Source organism: Azospirillum ramasamyi (genome assembly GCF_003233655.1).
GTDB classification, from domain to species: domain Bacteria; phylum Pseudomonadota; class Alphaproteobacteria; order Azospirillales; family Azospirillaceae; genus Azospirillum; species Azospirillum ramasamyi.
Map to the genome: position 1 here is coordinate 805,505 of NZ_CP029830.1, position 14,028 is coordinate 819,532.

13 protein-coding genes are annotated in these 14,028 nt (G+C 66.3%); 7 read left to right on the top strand and 6 right to left on the bottom strand.

Features of this window, described 5'->3' with window-relative positions; all coding sequences use genetic code 11:
* Nucleotide 1: 1 nt before the first annotated feature.
* On the bottom strand, nt 2–601 hold the full coding sequence (locus DM194_RS16065) for a BON domain-containing protein (RefSeq protein WP_111068546.1): 600 nt from the start codon (nt 599–601) through the stop codon (nt 2–4).
* Between the two features lie 208 nt (nt 602–809).
* Complete coding sequence (locus DM194_RS16070) at nt 810–1,661, bottom strand: N-acetylmuramoyl-L-alanine amidase family protein (RefSeq protein WP_111068547.1); 852 nt, start codon at nt 1,659–1,661, stop codon at nt 810–812.
* A 258-nt stretch (nt 1,662–1,919) separates the two neighbouring features.
* On the opposite strand from DM194_RS16070, the gene DM194_RS28465 reads away from it, so the two are divergent.
* On the top strand, nt 1,920–2,087 hold the full coding sequence (locus DM194_RS28465; protein WP_176581443.1) for a hypothetical protein: 168 nt from the start codon (nt 1,920–1,922) through the stop codon (nt 2,085–2,087).
* A 116-nt stretch (nt 2,088–2,203) separates the two neighbouring features.
* On the opposite strand, the gene DM194_RS16075 is transcribed toward DM194_RS28465, so the two are convergent.
* Nucleotides 2,204–2,590, bottom strand: coding sequence for a hypothetical protein (locus tag DM194_RS16075; protein WP_111068548.1), 387 nt, complete (start codon nt 2,588–2,590; stop codon nt 2,204–2,206).
* Nucleotides 2,591–2,812: 222 nt separating this feature from the next.
* Here DM194_RS16075 and purU point away from each other — a divergent pair, with 222 nt between their 5' ends.
* Complete coding sequence (purU, locus tag DM194_RS16080; protein WP_111068549.1) at nt 2,813–3,679, top strand: formyltetrahydrofolate deformylase; 867 nt, start codon at nt 2,813–2,815, stop codon at nt 3,677–3,679.
* 75 nt (nt 3,680–3,754) lie between these two features.
* On the opposite strand, the gene DM194_RS16085 is transcribed toward purU, so the two are convergent.
* Nucleotides 3,755–4,558 (bottom strand): response regulator, encoded by an 804-nt coding sequence (locus DM194_RS16085; RefSeq protein WP_111068550.1) that lies wholly within the window; start codon nt 4,556–4,558, stop codon nt 3,755–3,757.
* Between the two features lie 919 nt (nt 4,559–5,477).
* Between DM194_RS16085 and DM194_RS16090 the strand changes: the two genes are divergently transcribed.
* Nucleotides 5,478–5,981, top strand: coding sequence for a hypothetical protein (locus DM194_RS16090; RefSeq protein ID WP_111068551.1), 504 nt, complete (start codon nt 5,478–5,480; stop codon nt 5,979–5,981).
* Nucleotides 5,982–6,336: 355 nt separating this feature from the next.
* Nucleotides 6,337–7,971: an AMP-binding protein gene (locus tag DM194_RS16095; protein WP_111068711.1), complete on the top strand. Its 1,635-nt coding sequence runs from the start codon at nt 6,337–6,339 to the stop codon at nt 7,969–7,971.
* A 6-nt stretch (nt 7,972–7,977) separates the two neighbouring features.
* On the opposite strand, the gene DM194_RS16100 is transcribed toward DM194_RS16095, so the two are convergent.
* Nucleotides 7,978–8,922, bottom strand: coding sequence for a ChbG/HpnK family deacetylase (locus DM194_RS16100; protein ID WP_111068552.1), 945 nt, complete (start codon nt 8,920–8,922; stop codon nt 7,978–7,980).
* Nucleotides 8,919–9,869, bottom strand: coding sequence for a DMT family transporter (locus DM194_RS16105; protein WP_111068553.1), 951 nt, complete (start codon nt 9,867–9,869; stop codon nt 8,919–8,921). Before DM194_RS16105 ends, DM194_RS16100 begins: the two co-directional genes overlap by 4 nt.
* Before the next feature lie 402 nt (nt 9,870–10,271).
* Between DM194_RS16105 and DM194_RS16110 the strand changes: the two genes are divergently transcribed.
* From DM194_RS16110 to DM194_RS16120, 3 genes are all read left to right on the top strand, one after another.
* The gene (locus DM194_RS16110) at nt 10,272–11,870 is read left to right on the top strand and encodes an ABC transporter substrate-binding protein (RefSeq protein WP_111068554.1); all 1,599 of its coding nucleotides are present in this window, start codon (nt 10,272–10,274) and stop codon (nt 11,868–11,870) included.
* Between the two features lie 213 nt (nt 11,871–12,083).
* Nucleotides 12,084–13,094 carry an ABC transporter permease subunit gene (locus DM194_RS16115; protein WP_111068555.1) on the top strand — a complete coding sequence of 337 codons (1,011 nt, stop codon included), beginning with the start codon at nt 12,084–12,086 and terminating at the stop codon, nt 13,092–13,094.
* Between the two features lie 9 nt (nt 13,095–13,103).
* On the top strand, nt 13,104–14,027 hold the full coding sequence (locus tag DM194_RS16120; RefSeq protein WP_176581444.1) for an ABC transporter permease subunit: 924 nt from the start codon (nt 13,104–13,106) through the stop codon (nt 14,025–14,027).
* Nucleotide 14,028: the final 1 nt, after the last annotated feature.

Consider the following 14,028-nt stretch of genomic DNA (forward strand, 5'->3'; position numbering starts at 1 on the left):
TTCAACCCTGGAGGTTTGAGAGCAGACGGACGTAGCTGACGACGCGTTGAACGTTGGGTACCGAACGGGCGTGCTGGATTGCGCTGTCCAGCTCTTCCTGGGATTTGGCGACACCCATCAGATAGACAACGCTATCGACGGTATCGATGCTGTAGTTCTGGCTACGAATATCGACATCGAACGTGATCCGGCTGCGAATCTGGGTTGAAATCCAGGTGTCGCGCGCGGTGTCGACGATGCTGGAGCCGTTGTCGATCTGGATCTCGTTGATGACTTCCGTGACGCCCTGCACCTGCCAGACGAGGCGCACCGCGTCGAGCCGCATCTGCGGGTCGGCGGCGCGGCCGGTCAGCAGCACGCGGCCCTGGTCGACGGTCAACCCGATCCGGTTGGTCATGTCGATCGAATGCTGCAGCCACAGCGAATTGATGCGGGCGCGGATTTCGGTGTCGCTGACGAAGCCGCCGAGGCCGCGCTCCTGCGATGCGACGACCGCGGCGCCGCCGGCGGTGCCGAGCAGCAGAGGCCCGCAGCCGGCCAGTGAAATCCCGGCCGTGCAGGCGAGCGCGAACAATGTCCCAAGGCGGCTCAAACCCGTCACAGCGTGCCTCCCTTCGCCAGCGTGCCGAGCGCCGGGCGATTGCGGCGCGCGGCCGGAAAAAGTCACGGCGGAACGGTGTTTGCAATGGGGAAATACGGAGCCTTCACCAGTCATCGTCACTTTGTCCCCGGGTGATGCACGGATGTTGCAGTCGCTGCAGCTGCGAAGGGATGTTCGCCGCAACGCTTCAGGCAGTCTCAGGGCAAATTCAGGCGAAAGCTGGGCTGGAAAGCACGCCCGCGATTTCTCGGGCCAGGACGCGGGAAACCACCCGGCGCGCCGCGGGATTGCTCAGGATTTCCTCGTCCTTCGGGTTGGACAGGAAGCCGGTCTCCACCAGCACCGACGGCACGTCCGGCGCCCTCAGCACCGCGAAATTCGCCGCGCGCATCGGGTTGTCGAGCAGGCGAAGCTCCTTCCCCGCCCCTTCCACCAGCATCTGGCGGGCGGCCAGTGAGGCATGGCGGGTGTGGCGTGCCGTCAGGTCCATCAGGATGTCCTTGACGATGCGGTTGCCGCCGCCGGTTCCCCGCTTGCCGAATCGGTCCGCCTCGTTCTCCTGCTGGGCAAGACGGGAGGCGAAGGCGTCGGAGGCCTTTTCGGACAGGATGTAGGCCGACATGCCGCGGGCATCCGCGTTGGGAGCGCTGTCGGCGTGGATCGACACGAACAGGTCGGCCCCGGCCTTGCGCGTCAACGCCACCCGTTCGTCCAGCGCCAGGAAGCGGTCGTCGCGCCGGGTCATCTTCGCCGCGATGCCGTGCCGCTCGGTCAGCAGGCGTGCGACCTCGCGGGCGATGTCCAGCGTCACCACCTTCTCGCGGGTGCCGCGGGTGCCGATGGCGCCGGGGTCGGCGCCGCCGTGACCGGGATCGAGCATCACCAGTCGGGACGGCGGAGCGGATCGCGGCGAAGCGCCGGTGGACGGCTTGCGCTCCGGCCGTTGCTGGCCGAGGGCGGGCGAGGACGAGAGCGGCTGCGCCAGCGCGAGCCCGGCCGTGCCGAACGCGGTTAACCAAAGCTTGCTCAGCCCGAGCCCAAGCAGCTGTCGACGATCCATGGCGAAAAATACCGTGCTGCAAGTGGAGGGAGGGCTGCGAGGTGCGTTCGCCCTGTCCGTTGCTCTACCCCGATTCGTTAACCAATGCGGGCGCGCATAAGTATTGTCAAGGCCGGGCAGGTTACCATTTCTGAATATTTGTGGGCGCCCGGTCGTACGGGCAGACTTGAATGGGCTAGGATTCGACAGACGTGATTGGTTGCTTGATGGAAGTTTGAAAAAGCGCTAAAATTTTAGCGATCAGCTCGGGAGGTGTCGATGTTGAGGAAAGCCCTGTTCAACATCATCCGGCAAGAGCAGCTCGAAGTCGAGGGCGAGCTCGAACGCGAGGAACAGCAGCCGAAACCTGACCCCCGCCGGATCGTCGGCCTAAGGCAGGAAGCAACCAGTCTGCGGCGTGAGTTGGAACACTTCCGCGACGTCTGACCCGCGGAGACAGGCCGCCGCTGAATTCGATGTGGCCGGGTCGGAAGCGACCGGTCGCTCCCCTTCTCCGCAAGGCCGCGGGGGAGGGGATTTTTGTTTCCGGGGGTCTGTCGGGGTCACCCCAGCTTGGCGTATCCGCGTTCGATCACACGTTCCGCCGCCTCGTACACCGCCAGCATTTCCTCGTATGCCGTGCGCAGGCGGGCGAGTTCGGCGACGGCGGCTGGTTCCGGGTGGCGGGTTTCCGACATATGCAGGCCGGCGCGGATGTAGTCGGCGCGCAACTCGGCGACCCGCACCGCCATCCGCAGGAAGGAGTCCCGGTTCAGGTTCGGCAGTTCGCGCCCGATGACCTCGCAGTTGGCCTCGAGGATCGCGGCATCCATGTTTTCCAGGAAGCGGCGGATGCGCTGGCTGCGGCTGCTGTCGGCGGCGTCGGCCGTCAGCAGCTTGTCGACCTTGCCCTTGCCGTATTCGCCGATGATCTTTCCGCCGGATACCATGGAGCGACCCCGTCCCGTTTCTGCCGACCGTTGACTGCGGTACCGATTGTCGCACCGCCGGGCAGTGGGCGCCAGAGCCGCGTGGGGCCGCCGTCTTCCCGGCCCAATCCCGCCCGACGGTGCAGCCATGTGCGGGACCGTTCATGAAGCGGGTGCAACATCGCGGCGTTCGTGCTAGGGAAGCCTCCCCCTTTTCATGCTGTACGTCATGGTGGACGCGCGATGTCTGAGACCGGCTCCGACTATATCCTCACCGTTTCCTGCCCCGACACCGTCGGCATCGTCTTCGCGGTGTCCGGCTTCCTGGCGGAGCGGAGCTGCAACATCATCGACAGTGCGCAGTTCGGCGACCGCATCTCCGGCCTGTTCTTCATGCGCGTCAGCTTCAACGGCAGCGCCGCCGGGCCGACGAAGCAGCAGCTGGAGGCCGAGTTCGCCGCCCAGGTGGCGGAGCGCTTCGGCATGACCTGGAAGATCCACGACGCCCGGCGCCGCCCGCGCGTGCTGATCATGGTGTCGAAGTTCGGCCATTGCCTGAACGACCTGCTGTACCGCTACCGCACCGGCTACCTGCCGATCGAGATCCCGGCGATCGTCTCCAACCACCGGGACTTCTACCAGCTGGCGGCCTGGCACAACATTCCGTTCCACCACCTGCCGGTCAGCCCCGACAACAAGGCGCAGCAGGAAGCCCGCCTGCTGGAGATCGTGGAGGAGGAGAAGGTCGACCTCGTGGTGCTCGCCCGCTACATGCAGGTGCTGTCGGGTGCGCTGTGCGAGCGGATGGCCGGTCGGGTCATCAACATCCACCACAGCTTCCTGCCCAGCTTCAAGGGCGCCAAGCCCTATCATCAGGCCCATGCCCGCGGCGTGAAGCTGATCGGCGCCACCGCGCACTACGTCACCTCGAACCTCGACGAAGGCCCGATCATCGAGCAGGAGGCCGAACGCGTCGACCATACGATGACGCCCGACGACCTGGTGGCCATCGGGCGCGACATCGAGAACATCGTGCTGGCCCGCGCCGTCCGCTACCACGTGGAGCACCGCGTGCTGCTGAACGGCAACAAGACCGTCGTCTTCCGCTGACGCCTGGCCGGGTGCGGGGCCGCAGTCGCGCCCCTTACCGCCGAGCGCAAGTCAGAGACCTTACCCTCGGCGGCATCAGTGGGGCTGCGCCGTCTCGCGGGCGTCCTCCGGCTGCGGCATGAACACCGCGCGGGTGATCGCCTGTTCGATCTGGTCGCGGGTGAAGGGCTTCGGGATCACCGGTCCCAGATGCTCCAGCCCGTGCTTGGCCAGATCGTCGGGGAAGGCGGTGACGAAGATCACCGGCAGGAATCGGCGGGAGCGCAACTCGCGCGCCACCTCCAGCCCGTTGTCGCCGTCGGCCAGCCGGATGTCCATCAGCGCCAGCGTCGGCCGGTGCTCCGCCGCCAGCGACAGCGCCTCGTCCATCGTCGCCGCGTTGCCGCAGACGATGTGGCCCATGCCGCGAACCGTTTCCGCCAGATCGTAGGCGATGATGGCGTCATCCTCCACGATCAGAATGGTGGCGGTCAGGCGGGCGCGGACGCGCTCGCGGGCGTGGGTCAGCCGCTCCAGCGCCTCTTCCGGAGCAAGCTCCAGGACGGCGGCGGCGTCACCCACCGGCAGATCCTCCAGATTGACCAGCAGGTAAAGCCGCCGGTCGGTCTCGTCCAGCGTCATCAGCGCGGATTCGACCGGATGATAGGGGGCGACCGCCGGCGACGCGCCGTCTTCATCCTGAAGCTTGTTCAGATGGCGGTAGAGCGCGCCGCGGGACAGATCGTCGCCACGGCCGGTCTCGTCCTCGTCCGCCTCCAGGTACCATTCCAGGGTGCGGGTCACCAAGGCGTCCCCCCGCCCGTTCGTCCCGGTCAGCGCGCGGGCATAGCGGCGCAGGTAGGGCAAATGCTGCATGAAGTGACCGGTGTACTGCTCCATCTCTACTCCCCGTGCCTTTCTGCGGCGCGTGTTCCTGGCGTCCTGCCCGTTGTGCCGCCCGGTTGCCCGGCAGCGGCGCTCCTTACCCGGTTTGCGTGTCCCACGGCGATTGCGGCGGGCGATGGCGTTGAAGGTGCCGTTGAAAGCCCCAGTGCCATCGACGCTGCCTCGAACCACAGACTGACGCATCCCGGCCTGCAACGGTCAAATTCATATGGCGCAGTCCACGGCCTAACGGGAGTGAACCCGAAAGAATTATTCGAGATACCGTTTAGGGATTACTCTCTATGCATGGTATGAAAACCGGGAGGACAGGTGCCGTCCGCTTGGAAAAGCGGCCTATGACCACCCCCGCGTAAGGGGTGGCGGAGTAGAAGCCTTAACCGTTCTGAAAGACTTAGCGGGCTACTCTGGCATTGTCCTCAGGCGATGTGCCTTCGAGGACGAGGCGAGTGTTCCCGATCCTCGAAAGCGCCGGCCTTCCCCCAGGCCGGCGCTTTTTTCTTTGCAACCGATATGAGGGCGCAAATCCGATCGGAAGCTGCGGGAACCAACCGGCGGTGGTCGTGTTGGAACGGGCAATGGTGTGATTCCTCCCTGAACCGCCAGTCCCTTTCGCCGCCGGGCGCCGCCGCTGCATGCGAACCGGCGCCGGCGGCGATTTTTTGCCCTCGGCCGGCGAATCCGCCATATCCGCGCGTCAATAGGGGACTTTCGCAACCCGGTGCTTGCAACGCGTTTAATGCAACGTTAAGGACATCGCTTCACCGTTGAAGTGTGCCTTCGGTACGGAGGAGCGGCCGATCCGTTCCGGTCCTCCGGCCGGGATGTCGCGCCGAAACGCCGCGCCAAAGCACCGCTAGCTGCCGCATCGGGTCCGGGTTTGTGCATGGAAGACCAAGAGTTGGATCGGTCCCTGATGGACGGCATTCCGCCGGATGAACTGTCGGACTTCGCCCGGTGGCGGGATCGCGTGCGCGGGACCAACATCTCCGAAAAGACCCTGCTCGCGACCGATTATCTCAATCACTTCAACGAAATCGTGATGCTGATCGAGATGATTCCGGATATGCCGGACATGCTGGATGAATGCCGAATCTGGCAGCCGAAGAGCTATGCCGAGCATTTCCGCGACAGCGGATTTTCCGACAAGGAACTGGCGATCGAGGCCTACGGCCATGTGCCGTCCAAGTTCCGCCGCCCCTTCGAGGACACCATCGCCCAGGCCCATCAGGTGATCGCCCACACGCTGGAGCGGATCGGAACCGACATCGACAGCGGCGACCCCGATAAGCTGCGGATGGACTGCCAGACCTCCGTTGCGATGATCCACCGCATCATTCAGGTGGCGAACGGAATCATCCACGGCACCGCCCATGTCATGGAGCAGGGCGAGATCGACCTTTATTTGCAGAACGGATAAGTTTTTCTGGCCCGACCCTATACTTTCGTTGCGAAACGTGCGTCTTACCAACGGAAAACAGGCGTTTTCGATCACTTGCCCCGGCATGAATGGCGATTGATGGTACACCCACCATTCGTTCGTTGCATGGCTCCCAAACCTTCCCTGGCACTATAGTCTGATCATAAAGACAAGACGGAGGCGTATTCGTGCGTCCTCTGCGGGGGGAAATGGAGCATTGCCCATGAAGGGATGCGCTTTTGCGCCGGCCGACGGCATGGCCGTGTCTGAACCGCGCGTGTGGCGGGGCGACCCGCTTACCGATTACGCCGGCCCCGTTCCCACCGTCATCCAGCGGGCGGAGGCATCCCGGCGCATGCTGCCCTCAGGGCATCTCGACAGTTTCACCCGCGACCGATTGCCGGCGCCGTCCCAGCGCCCCGACCTGATTCTCGAACGCCCCGAACTCCAATATCCCGAACGCCTCAACGCCGCCTCCGCCCTGATCGACGGCTGGCGCGAGCGCGGCTGGGACGACCGCCCCTGCCTGATCGGCGGCGACGGGGAGGTGTGGAGCTATGGGCGGATGCGCGACACCGTCGACCGCATCGCCCGCGTCCTGACCGAGGATTACGGGCTGGTCACCGGCAATCGGGTGCTGCTGCGCGGTCCCAACACGCCGATGCTGGCCGCCTGCTGGCTGGCGGTGATCAAGGCCGGCGGCGTGCTGGTGCCGACCATGCCGCTGCTGCGCGCGACCGAGTTGGCCGACGTGCTGAAGCGCGCGGCGATCGACATGGCGCTGTGCGACACCCATTTCCTCGACGATCTGGAAGAGGCGGCGCTGCCGTCGCTGCGCATCGTCGGCTTCCGCGACGGCGAGCTTGAGCACCGCATCGCCACCAAGCCGGCCGGCTTCCAGCCCGCCGATACGGCGCAGGACGACGTCGCGCTGATCGCCTTCACCTCCGGTACCACCGGCACGCCGAAGGCGGCTGCCCATCTGCACCGCCATCTGCTGGCGATCACCGATCTGTCGCCGCGTTCGGTGCTGGGGACGGGGCCGGACGACGTGTTCTGCGGCTCGCCGACGCTGGCCTTCGCCTATGGGCTGGGCGGTCTGCTGCTTTTTCCGCTGCGCATCGGCGCCTCCGTCATCCTGCTGGAACGCGGAACCGCGGACCGGCTGCTGGAGGCGGTGAACCGTCACAAGGCGACGGTGATGTTCACCGTGCCCACCGTCTACCGCGGCATGATCGGCCGGATGGCCGCCGACCCGGCGCTGGCGAAGGGGCTGGCGTCCCTGCGGCTCTGCGTTTCAGCCGGGGAGCCGCTGCCCCAGCAGACCTTCGAGGGCTGGCGCGATGCGACGGGGCTGCAGATCCTCGACAGCCTGGGCACCACCGAGATGCTGAACGCGGTGCTCCACGCCGTGCCCGGCGATGTCCGGCCCGGCTCCACCGGCAAGCCGGTGCCGGGATACGAGGCGATGGTGGTCGACGACCAGTTCCGCCAGCTGCCGCCCGGACAGGTCGGCCGGCTGGCCGTGCGCGGGGCGACCGGCTGCCTCTATCTCGACGATCCCCGGCAGGAAAGCTATGTCCAGCAGGGCTGGAACCTGACCGGCGACGCCTTCCACGTCGATGAGGACGGCTTCTTCTGGTATCACGCCCGCACCGACGACCTGATCGTCTCGGCCGGCTACAAGATCTCCGGCCTGGAGGTCGAGAACATCCTGCTGAGCCACGAGGCGGTGCAGGAATGCGCGGTGATCGCCGCGCCCGATCCCGTGCGCGGCACCATCCCCAAGGCCTTCGTCGTGCTGCGCGACGGCGTCTATCCCGACGAGCGTCTGGCCGAGGAGCTGCAGAGCTTCGTCAAGGACCACATCGCGCCCTACAAATATCCGCGCGCGGTGGAGTTCCTCGACGCCCTGCCGCGGACGGAAACCGGCAAGGTCCAGCGCTTCAAGCTGCGCCGCCGCGCCTGGCAGCCGGACGAGGCCGAGTAACGGCGCCTATCCGGCGAAGGCCCGGCGCGGCGACAGGCCGGCGAAGCGGGTCAGCCGGATGTTGCGCCGCTCCAGCAGGGCGGCGAACTCCGGCCCGCCGAGATAGTCGTATTCGGCGCGCCGCGGCTCGACCAGACCGTCGACCCGGCGCAGTTCCTCGTCGGGCAGGCCGGGATGGACCATCACCAGGGGCCGGCCGCCGATACCCTCCAGGAAGCGCGGCATCAGTTCGGCGAAGGGCCGGCTGCCGGCGAAGTCGTAGACACCGGCGAAGCGGTCGTTGGCCGGAATGCCGCGCGCCCGCGCCATGCGGGCCAGACCGCCGCCGAGTCCGCCGATCAGCAGGGCCTTCGGCACCGCGACCCGGCGACGCAGGACCGCCGCGAGCGGTTCGCCGCACAGGCGGACATAGGCGCCGGGCAATGCCGCCAGCGCCTCCACCACCGCGTCGCGCACGCCGGGCAGTTGGTGGACGTGCTGGTGACCGTCGATGTAGTCGGGGGCGGCACCCCAGGCGTCGGTGAAGGCGGCGATCTGGCGTGACAGTTCGTCCCGGATTTCGGCCCGCGCGGCCGGCCCGTCCAGTTTCCCGCGATAGGCCCACCCCATCAGCCGCCCCAGCGGCGGCAGCCGCCCATCCGGCGCCAGCACCGGCATCGGCCCCAGCGGCGGCTGGTCGGTCAGGGTGAAGTGCAGTCCGACATCCGCCTTGTCCTTCAGGCCGCGCAGGGCCGCGGCGTCGGTCCGCCAATGCGGGCAGAGGCTCATGACCGAGGTGGCGGTGACCCGGCCGCGCGCGATCAGGTCGCGAATTGCGGCATTCACGCCGGGGGCAAGCCCGTAGTCGTCGGCACAGAGCAGGAGCGGGGTCGGGGTGTTCAGGGGCATGGCCGGATCGGGACGGGGACGGTCGGGTCCGGCCAGGATGGGCGGGTCGGCGGTGCCGATCAAGCGGCTTCGGACGCCGCCCGCGCTTGCGGCTTGCGGGAGGGCAGGGTGGCCAGCATGACGCCGGGCAGGACCAGAAGAACCCCCATCAGGTGAAAACCCTGCAGCGGCTCCGCCAGCAGAAACCAGGAGGCCAGCGCCGCCCACAGGGGCGAGACATACAGCGCGGTGGAGGCGCGGGCGGCGCCCATCATCGCGATGGTCTTCTGATAGGCCAGCAGCGCCAGGACCGAGGCGAACAGCGCCACCGCCACGATCGACAGGATGGTGGAAACCGTGAAGGGCACCGGCCGCACCGCCACCGTCTCCCACGCATAGAAGGGCGCCAGCACCAGGACGCCGGCCAGGGCGTTGGCGGCGAAGGCGGTGAGCACCGGCAGCGGCGTGCCCGATTGCCGAAGCAGGATGGTGTAGACCGACCAGGACACCGCTCCCGTCAGCACCAGAAGGTCGCCGACATTGAAAGACAGGTGGCGCAGCGCCTCCAGATCGCCGCGGGTCAGGATCACCAGGACGCCGGCCATCGCCAGCAGGATGCCGACGATCTGCCGCGGCCGGATCGCATCGCCCAGCCAGAGGGCGGCCAGCGCCAGGATCATCGCCGGGCTGGTGGCGTAGATCAGGCTGGCGTTTGTGGCGCTGGTCTGCGCCAGCCCGTAATAGACGATGGCGCCGGAAATCCCCTGTCCCAGCACGCCCAGCAGCAGATAATGGCGCCACTGCTCCCTCAGCCGGTGGCGATGGGCCAGCAGGCCGGACAGGGCGAAGGGCAGCACGATCAGGAAGGCGATCAGCCAGCGCCAGAAGGCCAGCCCGATCGGCGGAACGACATCGGCCGCCGCCCGGCCGACCACCGGGTTGGACGCCAGCAGCGCCGATCCGACGATGTAGAGGCTGTAGGCGGCCAACGGGCCGGAGCGCAGGAAGGCTGGAAGGCTCGGAAGCGGCATCGACCGTTCGGTATCCGGAAGTGAGTTCCATGAATGGCGCAACCGAACCTAGCATGGCGCCCGGTGCCGGTCTTCACGGCGGCTGTGCATGGCAGCCGCCAGGATCCCGTCGGCTGCGGGTACACGCGCCGATGCCCACCCGGACATCCTGATTCGCCACGTCAGAACTCTATCGATTCGGTCAACCGGATTGTTGGCTTTGCAACTATTTCCTTTTGGGGGACGGAAATATGTCCATACGGACGTATTGGCCAGACAAAATTTGCTCTGCGCCACGGTATAGCCACGTATGCATGTTGACATTGACAGGTGCCTTTGGCACGCGCCAAATGGCGACGCTATTTCCAATGGCGTTCTGGCGAAATTTCCGTACGCTTTAACCGGAATCGGGAGGCAAGACGAATGAAGCGCATCCTACTGGGTGCCGCGCTTGGCATGTCCGCGGCGCTGGCGCTGTCGGCGCCGGCCCAGGCGGCCAAGACCCTTGTTTACTGCTCCGAGGGCAGCCCCGAAAACTTCAACCCCATGTTGAATACGACCGGCACCAGCTTCGACGTTGCCCTCCCGGTCTACAACAACCTCGTCCAGTTCGAGCATGGCGGCACCAAGGTCGTTCCCGGCCTGGCCGAAAGCTGGACCGTCTCCGACGACGGGCTGGTCTATACCTTCAAACTGCGCGCCGGTGCCAAGTGGCACAGCGTCGGCGATTTCAAGCCGACGCGCGATGCCAACGCCGACGACGTGATCTTCTCGTTCGAGCGCCAGTGGAAGCCGGAACATCCCTTCCACAAGGTGTCGGGCGGCTCCTACGACTACTTCAACGACATGGCGATGCCCAAGCTGTTGAAGTCGATCGAGAAGGTTGACGACCTGACGGTCCGGTTCACGCTGAACGCGGTCGAGGCGCCGTTCCTGGCCAACCTCGCCATGCCGTTCGCGCCGATCATGTCGGCCGAATACGCGGCGATGCTGCAGAAGAAGGGCACGCCGGAGAAGCTGGATCAGGTTCCGGTCGGCACCGGCCCGTTCCAGTTCGTCGCCTACCAGAAGGACGCCGTCGTCCGCTACAAGGCGTTCGAGCAGTTCTGGGGCGGCCGTCAGCCGCTGGACAATCTCGTCTTCGCGATCACGCCGGACGCGGCGGTCCGCCTGGCCAAGCTGAAGGCCGGCGAGTGCCACGTCATGCCGTACCCGAACCCGGCCGACATCGACGCGATGAAGAAGGACAGCTCGATCGTCGTTCAGGAGCAGGAAGGCCTAAACGTCGGTTACCTTTCCTTCAACGTGACGAAGAAGCCGTTCGACGACGTCCGCGTCCGCCGCGCCGTCAGCATGGCGTTGGACAAGAAGGCGACGGTCGACGCGGTCTATCAGGCCGCCGGCGTCCCGGCCAAGAACCCGATTCCGCCGACCATGTGGTCGTACAACAACTCGATCGAGGACTATCCGTACGACGTCGAGCGGGCGAAGAAGCTGCTGGCCGACGCCGGCTATCCGAACGGCTTCGAGACCGACCTGTGGGCGATGCCGGTGCAGCGCCCGTACAACCCCAACGCCAAGCGCATCGCCGAGATGATGCAGGCCGACCTCGCCAAGATCGGCATCAAGGCGAAGATCGTGCAGTACGAATGGGGTGAGTACCGCAAGCGCATGCAGCAGGGCGAGCACCAGATGGGCATGCTCGGCTGGACCGGCGACAACGGCGATCCCGACAACTTCCTCTACAACCTGCTGGGTTGCGAGGCGGCGCGTCCGGGCGGCAGCAACCTTTCGAAGTGGTGCAACAAGGAGTTCGACGATCTCGTCGTCCAGGCCAAGCGCACCACCGACGTCGACGCGCGCACCAAGCTGTACGAACAGGCCCAGGTCATCTTCAAGGAAGAGGCCCCCTGGTACACCATCGCCCACTCGGTGGTTTACATGGGCCTCGCCAAGAACGTCGTCGGCTACAAGATGGATCCGTTCGGCGTCCATCGCTTCCAAGGCGTCGACCTGAAGTGATGCGGACCGCATGCCCGGCAGGTCGGGCTTGCGGAAAGGAATGAGGGGGGCGCGCCCGCCGCGCCTCCTGACTTTTGAAATGAGTTGCATACCCGCCTCCGCGAAAGCGGGGACGGGACTGGGCGGGGCAAGTGCCCCTGACGGAACGGGGCGTTGTCAAGGCAGCGCTCCGTTCTGGTTTTCACCATAGTTTTAAAAAACGAGTACCCGTCGATGCTTCGCTTCATCCTGACGCGGGTGAGCTTGGTGATTCCGACCTTTCTCGGCATCACCTTTCTGACCTTCATCCTGATCCGGCTGGTACCCGGCGACCCCATCGAGGTGCGCGTCGGCGAACGGGGCATCGCCCCCGAACGGCTGGCCGCCCTTCGCCATGAACTGGGTCTGGACCGGCCGCTCTGGCAACAATTCCTCGACTATGTCGGAAACGTGCTGTCCGGCGATTTCGGGCTGTCGCTCGTCACCCACAATACCGTGTTGAGCGAATTCCTGACCCTGTTCCCGGCGACGCTCGAACTGGCGCTCTGCGCCATGCTGTTCGCGACGCTGGTGGGGTTGCCGGCCGGCATCCTGGCGGCGGTGAAACGCGGATCGCTGTTCGACCACGGCGTGATGGGCGCCAGCCTGACCGGCTATTCGATGCCGATCTTCTGGTGGGGCCTGCTGCTGATCCTGTTCTTCTCGGTCGGGCTGGGCTGGACCCCGGTGTCGGGGCGCCTGGGCCTGATCCATTACGTCGAGCCGGTCACCGGCTTCATGCTGATCGACACGCTGATGGCCGGAGAGTACGAGGCCTTCCGCTCCGCGCTGAGCCATCTGGTGCTGCCGACCATCGTGCTGGGCACCGTGCCGCTGGCCGTGGTGGCGCGCATGACGCGCTCGGCCATGCTGGAGGTGCTTGGCGAGGATTACATCCGCACCGCCCGCGCCAAGGGGCTGGCCGACGGCCGGGTCATCGGCATGCATGCGCTGCGCAACGCGCTGATCCCGGTGGTGACCGTCATCGGCCTGCAGGTCGGCACGCTGCTGGGCGGCGCCATCCTGACCGAAACCATCTTCTCCTGGCCGGGGGTCGGCAAATGGCTGATCGAATCGATCAACCGCCGCGACTATCCCGCCCTTCAGGGCGGCATCCTGCTGATCGCCACGTCGGTGATCCTGGTCAACCTGCTGGTGGACGTGCTCTACGGCGTCCTCAACCCCCGCATCCGTCACGCGCGGTGAGGCCAATCCATGTCCGCTGAAATCTCGACCAACGCAGAGCCCGCCACCCCGGATACGGCCGCGGCCTCAACTCCGCCGCATCCGCTGACCGAGTTCTGGTATCACTTCCGGCAGAACAAGGGCGCGCTGGCCGGTCTGGTGGTGATCGTGCTGATCGCGCTGACCGCCATCTTCGCCGGCGTCATCGCCCCGCACGATCCCGATGTCCAGTACCGCGACGCCATCCTGACTCCGCCGGTCTGGCAGGAGGGCGGGAACTGGAGCTTCATCCTGGGCACCGACGACATCGGCCGAGACATGCTGTCCCGCCTGATGTACGGCGCCCGGCTGTCGATGATGATCGGCCTGATCGTCGTCACCCTGTCGCTGGCCGTCGGTCTGGGGCTGGGCCTGATCGCCGGCTTCTTCGGCGGGATCGCCGACGTGCTGATCATGCGCGCCATGGACATCCTGCTGGCGCTGCCCTCGCTGCTGCTGGCCGTGGTGGTGGCCGCCATCCTCGGGCCGGGGCTGGTGAACGCCATGCTGGCGGTGTCGGTGGTGGTGATCCCGCACTATGCCCGCCTGACCCGCGCCGCCGTGATGGCGGAGGTGAACAAGGATTATGTGGTCGCCTCGCGCGTCGCCGGGGCCGGGCCGCTGCGCCTGATGCTGATCGTGGTGCTGCCGAACTGCCTGGCGCCGCTGATCGTGCAGGCGACGCTGGGCTTCTCCACCGCCATCCTGGACGCCGCCGCCCTGGGCTTCCTCGGCCTCGGCGCGCAGCCGCCGACGCCGGAATGGGGAACCATGCTGGCCTCCTCGCTGCAGTTCCTCCAGCGCGCCCCCTGGGTCGTGACCTGGCCCGGCATCGCCATCCTGGTGACCGTGCTGGCCTTCAATCTGTTGGGCGACGGTCTTCGCGACGCGCTCGACCCCAAGCTGAAGCGTTGAC